Consider the following 13,452-nt stretch of genomic DNA (forward strand, 5'->3'; position numbering starts at 1 on the left):
CACCGCTGACTATGTGGTCGCCCTCAGCCCTCGCTACTCGTCCCCGTCGTTGGGGTCGCCCTTGAGGTTGTTGACGTCGAGGTAGTCGTTGCTCTCGTCCTCTTTTTGCTGCGTTGCCAATTCGGACTCGACGGGGCTGCGGAACAGCTGAAATCCCTCAAACGCAATGACGCCAAGCAGCACCACGACGATCGCTATAAAGATAATCTTTGCTACTGGATTGAAATCCAAAAAGCGCGGCGCCTCTTCCGCAGCGTAGTAGTCGCCATAATAATCGTCGTTATCAGTGTGGCTATCGGTGTATGAGGATGTGGGTATAGCTTGCGCATGGTCGTCCGGCTCGTATTCGGAAGCGGACGCGGCGACAAGTGGATTTACCGGCTCGCCGAGCGTCGGCGCGCCGGCAGATGTTTCGTCCAGATCGGCATCAGCCCAGGAATCGAAGGCAAGCTGACGGGTCGCAAAGTCGTCGAGATCTGCAACGGGCGGTTCGGGCGCAAGATGCTGCGCCGCGGCGATAAACGATGCCGTCTCGGAAGGATCGCCTGCCGAATGGGTTTTGCCGCCCATGAGCTCGTCGGCGGTCCAAGGGCGGTCGCTCATCACGTCGTCGAGGCTCAACGCAAACAGATCGTCTTCGCCCTCGTCAAACACGCGTTTCGCATGCCTGGCGCCAGAAGCGAAGCCTCCGCGGCCGTTGCGCGATGCGTTGCTCGACCCCATCTTGTTCCATCCTTTCGAACTGTCTCGTCCTTCGATTATATGGAACTTGCCTTGCGGCCGAGTCTTGGATTCGTGCATTCCAGAACTCACGCCCAAAAGGGGAGGGGCGCAGGCGCGCTGACTATTTGTCGCCGGCGGCAGCCTTTGCCTCGTTGAGGTAGCTATAGAAGCTGTACTTAGAGATGCCAAAGAACTCGCAGGCACGCTCGCTCGACTTGGAAATGAGGAAGGCGCCGCGACGATCGAGGTAGCCAATGGCGCGAATGCGCTCATCTTTGGTCATAAGGGCTGCGGGCTTGCCCACGTATTGCTCGCACTCGCGCAGCAGATCTTCGAGCAGGTCGCCGATGGTTTTGGTAATGGGCTCGGGCTCGGTGTAGCCCGTGCCGTCGGTGCCGGTAAAGGCATCGAGCGAGCGCTCAAAAGCTTTCATGAGCGTAATGTCAAAGTTAATGCCCAAAATGCCGACAGGCTTGCCTTCGTCGTTGCGGATAAAGATGGTCGAGGACTTAAGCAGCTTGCCATCGGCGGTTTTGGTGAGGTATGGCTCGCGGTCGTGCACGTCGGTGATGTCCTCGTGCATGGACTCAAACACAATATGGCTGGGACCGTCACCCAGCTTGCGCCCGCTGACATGGCCGTTTTCGATTACCACGATAGAGTGATCCACGTCCTCGGTCTCCAGGTCGTGGACGACGACTTCGCAGTTAGGGCCAAACTGGAGCGCCAGGCCGTGTGCAAGGCGCTTATAAAACTCAATCTGTGCGGGGGTCATGGGTGCCTTCCTAAAAATTAGTTTGGGCACACTTTGCCATAAACCCCACTTGTTCGCAAATAACGAAAGCGTCTCAGCGTTATGAGCGCAACGCCGTCCGTTGGTTTCAGGCCTAAAGCCGGGTTGAGGTAAGCCATGTAAAGGGGGCGCCCTGCCAACCGGCGGGGTGCCCCCTTTTTGCATCGTGGGCGTGCGGGATAAGCGCTTTCGATGTAGGTGCCCCGCGGCGCGCGTTATGGGTACGATGGCTTCAGGGGAGGTATCGCCATGAAACTTGGTTGCGTCATTATGGCTTCGGGCGAGGGCAAGCGGTTTGGCTCTAACAAGATGCTTGCCGATATCTATGGCGAGCCGCTGATTGCCCGGACCATCGATTCGGTTCCCCGGGGCTTTGACGTTGTGGTTTCGACGCGTTGGCCCGAGGTTGCCGAGATCTGCCGTGAGCTGCGCTGCGCGTGCGTACGGCACGATGGCGCGCTCAGGAGCGAGAGCGTGCGCGCCGGCCTTACTTGGGGAGCCGATCGCGATTGGAGGGGCTGCCTCTTTTTGCCGGGCGACCAGCCGCTCGTGAGTTCGGATTCCTTTGAGGCACTCGCCGGTGCTTTTAAGGCCAACGGCGGTGTCGCGCCCGTGCGTCTTGCCCTGAACGGCGAGCCGGCCTCTCCGGTGCTGTTCCCCGCGAGCTTCTTTCCTAACCTTATGGGGCTTAAGGGCAAGGACGGCGGATCATCGCTGCTGCGCGGCCGTGCCGATATCCAGTTGGTCGAGGCACGTGCCTACGAGCTGTGGGATGTCGACACCGCCAAGGGCCAGCGCCGCGTCTCAGAACACGTTGCGGCCTGCTACGCGCCTCGCTAGCAGGGGGTGCCGCCAGGGTAGCTAATTTGGGACGGGGCTCTTTTAGCTACCCTGCCTACCTGATGATTTTTCTCTCAACATGGGGTAGCTAAAAGAGCCCCGTCCCAAATTAGCTACCCCTGGAGGCTGGTGGCGACGACGGGGCGGCCGAGGGCAGCCTCGAAGCGGTCGGCCATCGTGGGGTCGCTGAGCGCGTCGACTTGGTTGAGCATGACGCGTGCGGTGCAGAGTCCCAGCGCCTGCATCTCGGCATTGAGCACCTGGGCGACGCGCTCGGGCGTGGCGGTATCGGTGGGCTCGCAGCCGCAACGCTCGCAAAAGAGCTCGGGGCGGTGGACGGCTTCGTTGATGGGCTTGCCGAGCCCCGAGGCGCCAACGATCCAGACGATGTTGGCCGTGCCAGAGGGAATCACCGGCTCCCAGGCGGCGTGGGCCTTGAGCGGGAGCCGCTTGCTGCCGTCCGCCTCGGCCAAGACGTAGTTAAAGCGCTGTGCCAGCTTGCCGAGCGGCTCGGCGGGGGCGGAGAGCTTGCCCGTCTCGGGGTCCAAGACACCTGCTTGGCAGATGCTTCCCCGCGCAAGGCTCGCGCAGGCCTCGCAGGTGCAACCGGGGACATGTGAGGCGCCCGGCTTCCAAGGTGCGGCGTCCAGGCGACGACTCGACCCGTCCCATGGCACGCCGGCGACGGGAAACATATGCGTGGTGGTGCAGAGGAGCACGCGGCCGCCCGCGCGCATAAGCTCAAGGCCGAGCGTCTTTAGCAAGGTCGACTTGCCGCCACTGCCGATAATTGCGGTGATGCCCGGCTCGATCCTGAGCGCCGAGGCGAGATTGCCGCTAACCGTTTCCATCTGTTCACCGCCGTATAATACTGTGATAATAAATAATCATCAGAGTAGCGGTCGAACCGCTTTTGCTCTGCTCAAACCGTAGCACAGGGAGGTGCCCCGAAAATGCTCGTTTATGTTCGCGGCGCCGGCGATATCGCCACGGGCGTCGCCGCCCGTTTGGTGCGCGCCGGCGTGTCGGTTGTCATGGCCGATATCGCGGTTCCCACGTGCATCCGCCGCACAATCAGTTTTTGCGAGGCCATTCGCCTGGGCGAGGTTCAGGTCGAGGGCATTCGCGCCCGCTTGGCGCAGACGCCGGCAGAGGCGCTTGCAATTACCCAGGCCGGAGATGTTGCCGTCGTGGTGGATCCCCAGGCCAAGATGCTCGGCGAACTTAAGCCCGCTGCCGTGGTCGACGCGATCCTGGCCAAGCGCAATTTGGGCACCACGCGCGATATGGCGCCTGTCGTCATCGCCGTAGGGCCGGGCTTTACCGCGCCGGTCGATTGCGATGCCGTGGTCGAGACCATGCGCGGTCATTTCCTCGGCCGCGTCATCACCCAGGGCTCGCCCCAGCCCAATACGGGCGTGCCGGGTGTCATCGCCGGCTATGGCAAGGAGCGCGTTATCCACAGCCCCGCCGCCGGCGTGTTTAGGTCCGACCATGTGATTGGCGACATCGTGAGTGCCGGCGATGTGATCGGGTATGCGGGCGACACTCCCATGGTCACGCAGATTGACGGCTGCTTGCGCGGCCTTTTGGCCGACGGCGTTCTGGTGACCGAGGGCTTTAAATGTGCCGACGTCGACCCGCGCGGCGATGCCAGCTATATCAACTATATTTCGGACAAGGCGACGTCGGTCGGCGGCGGCGTACTCGAGGCGCTTGCCATGTTCACCGACGTTTTTAGGGGATAGGAAGCGACGATGGAAAAGCTCGATGTGGTGAATGCTGCGCTTGGCGCTCTGAAGGCCGGTAAGACGTGCGAGCTGGTGGTAGTTGCCGGCACGGCAGGGTCATCGCCGCGCGGCGTGGGTGCCTGGATGGCCGTCTTTGCCGATGGCAGCCAAGCGGGCACCATCGGCGGCGGTAAGATCGAGCTCTTTGCGCTGGACGAGGCGCGCGAGCTGTTGGCCGCAGGGCAATCGCGCCTGGTCCGCTACACCATGGGCGGCGAGAACTCCGATACCGGCATGATCTGCGGCGGAGCCATCTGCCTGTGCTATCTGCACCTGGATGCATCGCAGGCGCCGTTGTTCCAGTCGGTTGCCGACGTCTTGGCGTATCGACGCATCGGCGACTTCGTCATCGACTTTGAACCGTTTATCGCAAGCGCGCTCGAAAGCGACGCTGCCGAATACCATGGCGAGGAGTCGCGCCGCACCATTGTGGGTTGCCCCGGGCTTTCGCTGACGGAAGAGGGGAGTAAGGTCACCTACACCAACGCCGCCTCCGAGATTCCCCCGGCGCACATCGAGACGCTTTGCCCCGAGGGCCTGACATACATCTTTGGCTGCGGACACGTGGGCGCCGCGACGGCGCGCGTGCTCACGGCGGCGGGCTTTGCCGTCGTGACGTGCGATGACCGCCCCGGCACGTTGACGCCCGAATGGGTGCCCGGCGTCTACGATCGTCGTCTGGTCGACTACAAGAACCTGGACGAGCAATGCCCCATCGGTCCGCGCGATCTGGTAGTCGTCGCCACGGCGGGCCACAAGTCCGATATCGATGTGGTGATTCAGGCCTTGCGCGCCAAGCCCGCCTATTTGGGTTGCCTGGGTTCGCGCCGCAAGACGGCCTTTGTGCGGGCTCGCTTGGAGCAGGAGGGCTTTACGCAGGACCAGATCGACGAGCTGCACCTGCCGATCGGCGTTGCCATTCAGGCCGAGGACCCCGAAGAGATCGCCATCTCCATCGCCGCCGAGATGATCCATCTGCGTCGCACCAAGCTCGTCCCCCGCAAGCGCTAGTCGCATCCCAGGGGTAGCTAATTTGGGACGGGGCTCTTTTAGCTACCCTGCCTGCTCGATGATTTTTCTGGGACGGGGATTAAAAAATCATTAGGTACGCAATGATTTATAAATCCCCGTCCCAGAAAAATCATCTCGAGGCGTTCGCTCACTGTTGGGTAGCTAAAAGAGCCCCGTCCCAAATTAGCTACCCCAGCCCTCTGCCGCATGCGGGTCAAAATGCTACCTGTGCCATATGCCCTATAATGTTCGCCCGTTGGGCGGCATAGGGCCGCTGCCTAGGGTATGGGAGGCGCAAATGGCAGAGTCGGTGGCAGGGGACGCCCTGTTCGAGCGTACGGGAAAAGTTTCGTTTGTGCAGGTATTGCCCCATGCACTGCAGCATGTGCTGGCGGCATTCGCGGGTATCGTCACGCCCGCTATCATCATCGCGTCGGTCTGCGGCTTTACCCCTCAAGAGGAAGCCGCCGTCATTCAGGCGTCGCTCGTCCTCTCGGCGCTTGACATTTTCCTTCAACAGTTCCCCATAAAAGGCATCGTCGGCTCGGGCCTGCCCATCGTGATGGGCGCGAGCTTTACCTTCGTGCCGGCACTTAAAGCGGTCGGTCTTGAGCTTGGTTTCGAGGCCGTGCTGGGCGCTCAAGTTATCGGCGGCGCGCTCGTCGTGCTCTTCGGTCTTTTGTTTAAGCGCGTGAGCTTTTTGTTCCCAGCTCCGGTGCTCGGTACCGTCATCTTTGTCATTGGCCTGTCGCTGTGCCCGGTTGCCGTGGCGTCCATGGCAGGCGGGGAGGGCGCGGCCGATTTTGGCAGCGTCACCAACTGGACCGTCGCGCTCGTGACGTTTGTCGTCACCTTTATGGTCGGTAACTACGGCAAGGGCGCGCTCAAGCTGGGCAGCATCCTGGCCGGTATCTGCGCAGGTTTTGTCGTTGCGGCGGTGTTGGGGATGGTCGACTTCTCGGCTGTCGCGACTGCAAGTTGGTTTGCCCCACCGGCGTTTGGCGCCCATCGTCTGGTGTTCGATCCGGCGGCGTGCGCCGTGGTGGGCGTTGTGGCCATCGTGAACGCCGTGCAGGTTATGGGAGAGTTTGCCGCCGTGTCCTCTGCGGCGCTCGATACCCCCGCGACCGATAGTCAGATCTCGGGCGGATTGATCGCCAATGGTCTCGTCGGTATGCTCTCGGGCTTTTTGGGCGGCGTCCCCACGGCAACCTTTGGCCAGAATGTGGGCATCATCGCCGAGAACAAGGTCGTCAACCGTATGGTCTTTACGCTCGCAGCCGCCATTCTGCTCGTCGCGGGCCTGCTGCCCAAGTGCGCGGCAGTGCTCACGTCCATTCCGCAACCGGTGATTGGCGGCGCCACGATCGGCGTGTTCGCAACCATCGGCATGAACGGTGTGGTCATGTTTTCCCGCCACGGCCTGTCTCAGCGCGATACCACGCTCATGGGTCTCTCTATCGCCTTTGGCACGGGCATTGAGCGCACGGCCGGCGCGCTTGCCGGCGCTGGATTCCCCGCATGGGTCGACACCGTCTTTGGCGGATCCTCCATTGCCGTCGCCGCACTTGTCGCCGTCGTCCTCAACCTGGTCCTGCCTCGCCAAAAATAACGCCCCATATATGAGTTGCGGTGAAATACGGATTGTTTAAGCCGGTTAAGCTGTCAAACAGTCCCTATTTCACCGCAACGGCTTTTTGGGACCCATTTGTGCGAGGGAGTTGTGGAGTTGTGCAGGCAGACGATGTTTTTCTGGAAATACGCACCCAATGCGCGTATAGTACCGATTGTTTTGTCGGCTCCTGCTGCGTCGAGTCCAAACCGCGAAATGCCATGAGCGGCGCGGATGCAGTCAGGAGGCACGAGGACAACCCACCGTGGCCACGCCCCGTGCTTAAAACCCCAAGAAGGAGTGAACAATGGCAGAAGAGAAGTATGTGCCGCGTCTGAAGGCCAAGTACAACAACGAGGTCAAGCAGCAGCTTCAGGACAAGTTCCAGTACGAGAACGTCATGATGATCCCCAAGTTTGAGAAGATCGTCGTGAACATGGGTGTCGGCGAGGCCGCTACCGATTCCAAGGCCATCGACGGTGCCGTGCGCGACCTGCGCGCCATCACCGGCCAGCAGCCGATGATCACCCGTGCCCGCAAGTCCATCGCTACCTTCCGCCTGCGCGCTGGTATGCCGATCGGCTGCAAGGTTACCCTGCGTGGCGACCGTATGTGGGAGTTCTTCGATCGTCTGACCTCCGTCGCTATCCCCCGTATCCGCGACTTCCGCGGCATCTCCGCCAAGAGCTTCGACGGCCGTGGTAACTTCTCCATGGGCGTCACCGAGCAGCTCATCTTCCCCGAGATCGACTTTGACTCCGTCGATCACCAGCGTGGTATGGACATCACTTTCGTGACCACCGCCAACACCGATGAGGAGGCCAAGGCCCTTCTGGACGCCTTTGGTTTCCCGTTCAAGAAATAGGTTCACCTGCCCTATAAGCGCCGTTCCCACAAGGGGGCGGCGCTTGGGGCGAACAATACTCTATGTGAGGAGGATATAAGTGGCTAAGACATCGATGATCGTCAAGTGCAATCGCAAGCAGAAGTTCTCTACTCGTGAGTACACGCGCTGCCAGCGCTGCGGCCGTCCGCACTCTGTGTACCGCAAGTTCGGCCTGTGCCGTGTCTGCTTCCGCGAGCTTGCACTCAAGGGCGAGCTTCCCGGCGTTAAGAAGGCCAGCTGGTAAGTCACTACCAGCGTTTCAAGCATCCGTTTGGAACAGGGAAAACGTGCTAGTTAGGCTTTGCCGTTAAGGGCGGCGAAGAACCAAGAGCACGTGTTCATCAAGAACGAAGGAGAATCTGTATGAACCTTACAGACCCGATCGCAGATATGCTTACGCGCATTCGTAACGCTAACTCTGTGAACAAGGCCACGGTCTCCATGCCGAGCAGCAAGAAGCTCGTCGAGATCGCTCGTGTTCTGCACGAGGAGGGCTACATCGAGGGCTACGATGTCGAGGACACCGTTCCCCAGAAGACTCTGCACATCACGCTTAAGTATGGTCCCAAGAAGGCTAAGGTCATCAACGGCATCCGCCGCATTTCCAAGCCGGGCCTGCGTAAGTACACCGGCGTTGCCGACATGCCCCGCGTCCGCGGTGGCCTTGGTACCGCCATTATTTCCACCAGCCATGGCGTCATGACCGACCGCGATGCTCGCAAGCACAACGTCGGCGGCGAGATCATCGCTTACGTCTGGTAATTCGCTCGGTAGGTAGAAGGAAAGGAGATCACCGTGTCTCGTATCGGTAATAAGCCTGTCCAGATTCCCGCCGGAGTCGAAGTGGCAGTCAACGGCAACAACGTTGTCGTCAAGGGCCCCAAGGGCCAGCTCGAGCTCGATGTCTATGAGAAGCTCGCTATCAATATCGAGGACAACGTCCTCACCGTTTCCCGTCCCGACGACGAGCGTGAGACCCGTGCCCGCCACGGCCTCACCCGCGCCCTCATCCACAACATGGTTGTTGGCGTTTCCGAGGGCTTCGAGAAGAAGCTCGAGCTCGCCGGCGTCGGTTACCGCGTGCAGCAGAAGGGCAAGAACCTCGAGTTCTCCCTGGGCTTCTCGCACCCCGTGATCGTCGAGGCTCCCGAGGGTATCACCTTCGAGGTTCCCGACAACACCCACGTGAACGTCAAGGGTATCAACAAGCAGCAGGTCGGTCAGATCGCCGCTGAGATCCGCGGCCATCGTCCTCCCGAGCCTTACAAGGGCAAGGGTATCCACTACGTTGGCGAGCACATCCGCCGCAAGCTGGGTAAGGCCGCCAAGTAGTCGTAACCGACTCACTCGCATAAGACCAGCACCCCGTTAGGTGCTGGCAAGATCAACCTTTTTAGGAGTTTACGTATGAACAAGCATAAGGCGAAGCTGGAAGGCCTCAAGCGTCGTCAGCGTCGTGTTCGCGGCAAGATCTCGGGTACCGCCGAGCGTCCGCGTCTTCGCGTGACCCGTACTAACGCCAACATCTATGCCCAGATCATCGACGACAGCAAGGGCTCCAGCCTGACGCTCGTCTCTGCCTCGACCCTCGAGGCCGAGTTCAAGGGCACCCACACCTCGAACAAGGAGGCTGCGGAGAAGGTCGGTCAGCTCGTTGGCAAGCGCGCCATCGAGGCCGGCATCACCAAGGTCGCCTTCGATCGCGGTGGCCGTATCTACCATGGCCGCGTCAAGGCCCTCGCCGACGGTGCTCGTGCCGCCGGTCTCGAGTTCTAGGAGGTATGTAGCACATGGCTCGTAATCAGAAGCAGCAGCGCGAGGCCTCCGAGTTCGAGGAGCGCGTCGTTTACATCAACCGCGTGTCGAAGACCGTCAAGGGCGGCCGTCGCATGAGCCTCGTCGCTCTCGTCGTCGTTGGCGACGGCAAGGGCAACGTCGGCGTTGGCATGGGCAAGTCCGCTGAGGTGCCCATGGCCATCTCCAAGGCGTCTCTCGATGCCAAGAAGAACATGTTCCACGTGCCGGTGACCGAAGAGGGCACCATTCCGCACGAGGTTATCGGCCACTTTGGTGCCGGCCGCATCATCATCAAGCCCGCTGTCGAGGGTACCGGCGTTATCGCCGGCGGCGCTGTGCGTCCCCTCTTTGAGCTTGCTGGCATCAAGAACGTCCTGTCCAAGTCTCTCGGTACCGACAACGGCCTCAACATCATCAAGGCTGCCGTCGAGGGCCTCAAGGAGCTCTCCAGCCCTGAGGACGTCGCGGCTCGCCGTGGCCTGACGGTCTCCGAGATGTTCGTCGGTAAGGAGAACTAAGCATGGCTGACACCATCAAGATCAAGCAGGTCCGCAGCACCAACGGTTGCAAGCAGGACCAGGTCCGTACTGTCCGTGCCCTCGGTCTCCACAGGATCCGCGAGGTTCGCGAGATTACTGACAACGAGTCCGTCCGCGGCATGATCTTCAAGGTCAAGCACCTTGTCGAGATTGTAGAGGAGTAGCAAATGCAGCTTCACGATCTTACTCCCGCGCCCGGTTCCACCAAGAACCGCAAGCGCGTTGGCCGTGGCAATTCTTCGGGTCACGGCACCACTTCTGGCCGCGGCCAGAAGGGCCAGGGCTCTCGCTCTGGCGGCACCAAGGGTGCCGGCTTCGAGGGTGGCCAGACTCCGCTGGCTATGCGCCTGCCCAAGCTTCCGGGCTTCCGCAACCCCCGTCGTATCGAGTACACCGCTGTTAACGTTGAGCGTCTCGAGCGTAAGTTCGAGGATGGCGCTGTGATCGACGGTGCCGCTCTTAAGGCCGCTCGCATCACCAAGAGCGAGTTCGAGCCCGTCAAGGTGCTCGGCAATGGTGAGCTTACCAAGAAGTTCACGGTCAAGGTCGACAAGGTCAGCGCTTCTGCGCAGGCCAAGATCGAGGCCGCCGGCGGAAAGGTCGAGCTGCCGTGCTAAATGGTCTTAAGAATGCTTTCCGCATCAAAGAACTGCGCGAAAAGATTCTTTTTACCATAGCTATGCTCGTCGTGTACCGCATTGGTGCGCACGTTCCTGTGCCCGGCATTCCCTTCCAGGGGATGCTGGGCCTTTTCTCGACCGATAACAATTCGGTCGCCGCAGGTGCTATGGCCCTCCTGAATCTTTTCTCTGGCGGCGCGTTGAGCTATGTGTCGGTGTTTTCGCTGGGCATCATGCCTTACATCACCAGCTCGATCATCCTCCAGATGCTCCAGGCCGTTGTGCCTTCCCTGCATGAGCTTGCCCGCGAGGGCGAGGTCGGTCAGACCAAGATTACGCAGTATTCGCGTTACCTCACCCTGGCTCTGGCAATCCTCAACTCCGTGGGTTACCTCTTTCTCTTTAAGAGCTTCGGCATCAGCTTTAATGGCGCCGCCGCTCCCGAGATCATCTTCGACCTCATGATCGTCGGCACGCTCACCGCGGGCGCCATGCTGATCATGTGGATTGGTGAGCTCATTACCCAGCGCGGTATCGGCAATGGCATGTCGCTGATCATCTTTGCGAACATCATGGCCGGTCTGCCGCAGGCGATCTTCTCCAGCACCGAGGGCAATGGCGGTGGCATCATCACTATGGTGATCATCTGCGCCATCATCCTGCTGGTTATCCCGCTGATTGTTTTCCTTGAGCGCGGCCAGCGCCGCATTCCGGTCTCCTACGCTAAGCGCGTCGTGGGCCGTCGCATGATGGGTGGCCAGACCACCTACCTGCCCATCAAGGTCAACACCGCGGGTGTCGTGCCGATCATCTTCGCTTCGGCGCTGCTGTACTTCCCGGCTCAGGTTGCCGTGTTCTTCCCCGGCATCGGCTGGATTCAGGCAGTTGCCTCTGCGCTTTCGACCGGTTGGCTCAACTGGGTGCTTAACGTTGTCCTCATCGTGTTCTTCGCGTACTTCTACACCTCCATGGTGTTCAATCCCGATGACACGGCCGACAACCTTAAGAAGCAGGGCGGCTTTATTCCGGGCGTTCGTCCGGGTAGGGCTACCGCGGCCTACATCAAGAACGCGCTCAACAAGATTACGCTTCCCAGCGCTGTCTTTTTGGCGCTCATCGCCATCGTGCCTTCGATCATCTTCTCCTTCACGGGCAATCAGCTGATCCAGGCATTTGGCGGCACGTCCATCCTCATCATGGTCGGCGTCGTGCTCGACACGGTCGACAAGCTCGAAGGCCAGATCAAGATGTATGATTACGATGGATTCTTTAAATAGGCTAGAGGAGGATTGCTCATGAACCTCGTATTGCTCGGAGCTCCGGGTGCCGGTAAGGGCACCGTTGCACAGGAGCTCGTCGCCGAGTTTGGCGTCGCCCACATCTCCACGGGCGACCTGCTGCGTGCTGCCGTCAAGGGTGGCACCGAGCTTGGTATTCAGGCTAAGAAGTACATGGACGCTGGCGAGCTCGTTCCCGACCAGCTCGTGATCGACCTTGTCAAGGAGCGCCTTGCCGCCGATGACGCCCAGCAGGGCTTCATCCTCGACGGCTTCCCGCGCAACACCGCCCAGGCTGTGACGCTCGATTCCGAGCTCTCCACCATGGGTCGCGAGATCGACTGCGCCCTTCTGGTCGACGTTGCCCCCGAGGTCATCATCGATCGTCTGTCTTCGCGTCGCACCTGCCGCGCCTGCGGTTACACCGGCACTGCTGCCGATGTTACCTGCCCCAAATGCGGCGGCGAGATGTATCAGCGCGACGACGATAAGCCCGAGACCATCAAGAACCGTCTCGACGTCTACGAGAAGTCCACGAGCCCGCTTGTCGATTACTATCGTGGCCAGGGTCTGCTCAAGTCGGTCAACGGTGACCAGGCTCGCGAGACCGTATACGGGGATGTCAAAGAGGCCCTCGGTCTATGATTAAGATTAAGTCTGCAACGCAAATCGAGCAGATGAAGAAGGCAGGAGCGCTATCTAAGATGGCGCTCCGCCACGTTGGAGCCATGGTGCGCCCCGGCGTTTCGACTTTTGAGCTCGATCAGCTCGCGGAGCAGATTATCCGCATGCATGGCGGCACCCCGGCCTTTAAGGGTTACGGCGGGTTCCCGGGGACCATTTGCGCATCGATCAACGATGCCGTGGTCCACGGTATTCCCAACCCCGATATGATCCTGCGCGATGGCGATATTATCTCTATCGATACGGGAGCCGTTGTCGACGGTTGGGTTGGCGATAACGCATGGACGTTTTTCGTCGGCACCCCTACGCCCGAGGCCAAGGCCCTGTGCGAGGTTACGCGCGATTGCCTTAAGGCTGCCATTGAGCAGGCTGTTCCCGGTAACCATATCGGGGATGTTGGCCATGCCGTCCAGTCCCTCGCCGAGTCTCACGGTTATGGCGTGCTTCGTGACTATGTGGGCCATGGCATTGGCCGCGTGATGCACGAGGACCCCAACGTTCCTAACTATGGAAAGAAGGGGAGGGGCGTTCGCCTCCAGGCCGGTATGGTCATTGCCATCGAGCCGATGGTAACGATGGGTTCCAACCATGTGAGCACGGGCTCCGACGGTTGGATCGTCACCACCAACGACCACCTGCCCGCCGCGCACTACGAGAACACCGTCGCCATCACCAATGACGGTCCGGTGATTCTCACCACCGATGCGCAAGGATCCTGGTGTTCGCTCCAAGGCGGAGAAATGTAAAAGTCGCCGCCCCCTGATGCCCAACCTCGCCTTTCAATTTCGAAGGCATGACCCCAAGGTCTATGCCTTCTCATTTCAAGGCGATCTTGGGCATCAGGGAACGGCTTTGTTTTACATTTCAAATGTAACAAGTT

General features: G+C 60.3%; 18 protein-coding genes. 15 read left to right on the forward strand and 3 right to left on the reverse strand.

All coding sequences use genetic code 11. From position 1 onward, the window contains the following. Positions 1-33: 33 nt before the first annotated feature. Positions 34-723: a hypothetical protein gene (locus ACTQV3_RS00305; protein WP_441535666.1), complete on the reverse strand. Its 690-nt coding sequence runs from the start codon at positions 721-723 to the stop codon at positions 34-36. Between the two features lie 121 nt (positions 724-844). Beyond that, entirely contained in the window at positions 845-1,498 is a 654-nt protein-coding gene (locus ACTQV3_RS00310; protein ID WP_441535667.1) for a helix-turn-helix transcriptional regulator, read from the reverse strand. 267 nt (positions 1,499-1,765) lie between these two features. Between ACTQV3_RS00310 and ACTQV3_RS00315 the strand changes: the two genes are divergently transcribed. Continuing rightward, positions 1,766-2,356 (forward strand): nucleotidyltransferase family protein, encoded by a 591-nt coding sequence (locus ACTQV3_RS00315; protein ID WP_441535668.1) that lies wholly within the window; start codon positions 1,766-1,768, stop codon positions 2,354-2,356. Between the two features lie 113 nt (positions 2,357-2,469). Here the strand turns inward: ACTQV3_RS00315 and yqeC are convergent, their stop codons facing one another. Then, the gene (gene yqeC, locus ACTQV3_RS00320; RefSeq protein WP_441535669.1) at positions 2,470-3,207 is read right to left on the reverse strand and encodes a selenium cofactor biosynthesis protein YqeC; all 738 of its coding nucleotides are present in this window, start codon (positions 3,205-3,207) and stop codon (positions 2,470-2,472) included. Positions 3,208-3,309: 102 nt separating this feature from the next. Here yqeC and yqeB point away from each other — a divergent pair, with 102 nt between their 5' ends. The 14 genes from yqeB to map all read left to right on the forward strand — a co-directional run bounded on the left by yqeB (position 3,310) and on the right by map (position 13,318). Further along, positions 3,310-4,104, forward strand: a complete 795-nt coding sequence (yqeB, locus tag ACTQV3_RS00325; RefSeq protein ID WP_441535670.1) for a selenium-dependent molybdenum cofactor biosynthesis protein YqeB — start codon at positions 3,310-3,312, stop codon at positions 4,102-4,104. A gap of 9 nt (positions 4,105-4,113) precedes the next feature. Next, positions 4,114-5,157: an XdhC family protein gene (locus ACTQV3_RS00330; protein WP_441535671.1), complete on the forward strand. Its 1,044-nt coding sequence runs from the start codon at positions 4,114-4,116 to the stop codon at positions 5,155-5,157. A gap of 298 nt (positions 5,158-5,455) precedes the next feature. Continuing rightward, complete coding sequence (locus ACTQV3_RS00335; RefSeq protein WP_441038792.1) at positions 5,456-6,769, forward strand: uracil-xanthine permease family protein; 1,314 nt, start codon at positions 5,456-5,458, stop codon at positions 6,767-6,769. A gap of 307 nt (positions 6,770-7,076) precedes the next feature. Next, complete coding sequence (gene rplE, locus ACTQV3_RS00340) at positions 7,077-7,634, forward strand: 50S ribosomal protein L5 (protein ID WP_154516073.1); 558 nt, start codon at positions 7,077-7,079, stop codon at positions 7,632-7,634. A gap of 79 nt (positions 7,635-7,713) precedes the next feature. After that, on the forward strand, positions 7,714-7,899 hold the full coding sequence (locus ACTQV3_RS00345; RefSeq protein ID WP_022094280.1) for a type Z 30S ribosomal protein S14: 186 nt from the start codon (positions 7,714-7,716) through the stop codon (positions 7,897-7,899). 119 nt (positions 7,900-8,018) lie between these two features. Further along, positions 8,019-8,417 carry a 30S ribosomal protein S8 gene (gene rpsH / locus ACTQV3_RS00350; RefSeq protein ID WP_006235262.1) on the forward strand — a complete coding sequence of 133 codons (399 nt, stop codon included), beginning with the start codon at positions 8,019-8,021 and terminating at the stop codon, positions 8,415-8,417. A 33-nt stretch (positions 8,418-8,450) separates the two neighbouring features. Continuing rightward, entirely contained in the window at positions 8,451-8,987 is a 537-nt protein-coding gene (rplF, locus tag ACTQV3_RS00355) for a 50S ribosomal protein L6 (protein ID WP_370450587.1), read from the forward strand. Positions 8,988-9,062: 75 nt separating this feature from the next. Beyond that, positions 9,063-9,431 (forward strand): 50S ribosomal protein L18, encoded by a 369-nt coding sequence (rplR, locus tag ACTQV3_RS00360; RefSeq protein ID WP_118270231.1) that lies wholly within the window; start codon positions 9,063-9,065, stop codon positions 9,429-9,431. Positions 9,432-9,445: 14 nt separating this feature from the next. Continuing rightward, a complete protein-coding gene (gene rpsE / locus ACTQV3_RS00365) occupies positions 9,446-9,970 on the forward strand; it encodes a 30S ribosomal protein S5 (RefSeq protein ID WP_154516070.1) in 525 nt (174 codons plus the stop codon). Positions 9,971-9,972: 2 nt separating this feature from the next. Next, complete coding sequence (rpmD, locus tag ACTQV3_RS00370) at positions 9,973-10,155, forward strand: 50S ribosomal protein L30 (RefSeq protein ID WP_154516067.1); 183 nt, start codon at positions 9,973-9,975, stop codon at positions 10,153-10,155. Between the two features lie 3 nt (positions 10,156-10,158). Beyond that, positions 10,159-10,608 carry a 50S ribosomal protein L15 gene (gene rplO / locus ACTQV3_RS00375; protein ID WP_006235267.1) on the forward strand — a complete coding sequence of 150 codons (450 nt, stop codon included), beginning with the start codon at positions 10,159-10,161 and terminating at the stop codon, positions 10,606-10,608. Then, entirely contained in the window at positions 10,602-11,888 is a 1,287-nt protein-coding gene (gene secY, locus ACTQV3_RS00380) for a preprotein translocase subunit SecY (RefSeq protein ID WP_370450586.1), read from the forward strand. The genes rplO and secY overlap by 7 nt, the downstream gene beginning before the upstream one ends. An 18-nt stretch (positions 11,889-11,906) precedes the next feature. Then, on the forward strand, positions 11,907-12,533 hold the full coding sequence (locus ACTQV3_RS00385) for an adenylate kinase (protein ID WP_154516064.1): 627 nt from the start codon (positions 11,907-11,909) through the stop codon (positions 12,531-12,533). Then, a complete protein-coding gene (gene map, locus ACTQV3_RS00390) occupies positions 12,530-13,318 on the forward strand; it encodes a type I methionyl aminopeptidase (protein WP_154516061.1) in 789 nt (262 codons plus the stop codon). Before ACTQV3_RS00385 ends, map begins: the two co-directional genes overlap by 4 nt. The last annotated feature ends 134 nt before the right edge of the window (positions 13,319-13,452 follow it).

Origin of the sequence: Collinsella sp. LCP19S3_A7 (assembly GCF_052121995.1) — a bacterium.
Lineage (GTDB): Bacteria > Actinomycetota > Coriobacteriia > Coriobacteriales > Coriobacteriaceae > Collinsella.

Bases quoted from the DNA above. Each gene is read 5' to 3' on its own strand.
- map (WP_154516061.1), top strand. From the start codon at position 12,530: ATGATTAAGATTAAGTCTGCAACGCAAATCGAGCAGATGAAGAAGGCA.
- ACTQV3_RS00335 (WP_441038792.1), top strand. From the start codon at position 5,456: ATGGCAGAGTCGGTGGCAGGGGACGCCCTGTTCGAGCGTACGGGAAAA.
- yqeB (WP_441535670.1), top strand. From the start codon at position 3,310: ATGCTCGTTTATGTTCGCGGCGCCGGCGATATCGCCACGGGCGTCGCC.
- ACTQV3_RS00310 (WP_441535667.1), bottom strand. From the start codon at position 1,498: ATGACCCCCGCACAGATTGAGTTTTATAAGCGCCTTGCACACGGCCTG.
- rpsE (WP_154516070.1), top strand. From the start codon at position 9,446: ATGGCTCGTAATCAGAAGCAGCAGCGCGAGGCCTCCGAGTTCGAGGAG.
- ACTQV3_RS00305 (WP_441535666.1), bottom strand. From the start codon at position 723: ATGGGGTCGAGCAACGCATCGCGCAACGGCCGCGGAGGCTTCGCTTCT.
- rplO (WP_006235267.1), top strand. From the start codon at position 10,159: ATGCAGCTTCACGATCTTACTCCCGCGCCCGGTTCCACCAAGAACCGC.
- ACTQV3_RS00385 (WP_154516064.1), top strand. From the start codon at position 11,907: ATGAACCTCGTATTGCTCGGAGCTCCGGGTGCCGGTAAGGGCACCGTT.
- rplR (WP_118270231.1), top strand. From the start codon at position 9,063: ATGAACAAGCATAAGGCGAAGCTGGAAGGCCTCAAGCGTCGTCAGCGT.
- rpmD (WP_154516067.1), top strand. From the start codon at position 9,973: ATGGCTGACACCATCAAGATCAAGCAGGTCCGCAGCACCAACGGTTGC.
- ACTQV3_RS00330 (WP_441535671.1), top strand. From the start codon at position 4,114: ATGGAAAAGCTCGATGTGGTGAATGCTGCGCTTGGCGCTCTGAAGGCC.
- rpsH (WP_006235262.1), top strand. From the start codon at position 8,019: ATGAACCTTACAGACCCGATCGCAGATATGCTTACGCGCATTCGTAAC.
- rplE (WP_154516073.1), top strand. From the start codon at position 7,077: ATGGCAGAAGAGAAGTATGTGCCGCGTCTGAAGGCCAAGTACAACAAC.
- ACTQV3_RS00315 (WP_441535668.1), top strand. From the start codon at position 1,766: ATGAAACTTGGTTGCGTCATTATGGCTTCGGGCGAGGGCAAGCGGTTT.
- yqeC (WP_441535669.1), bottom strand. From the start codon at position 3,207: ATGGAAACGGTTAGCGGCAATCTCGCCTCGGCGCTCAGGATCGAGCCG.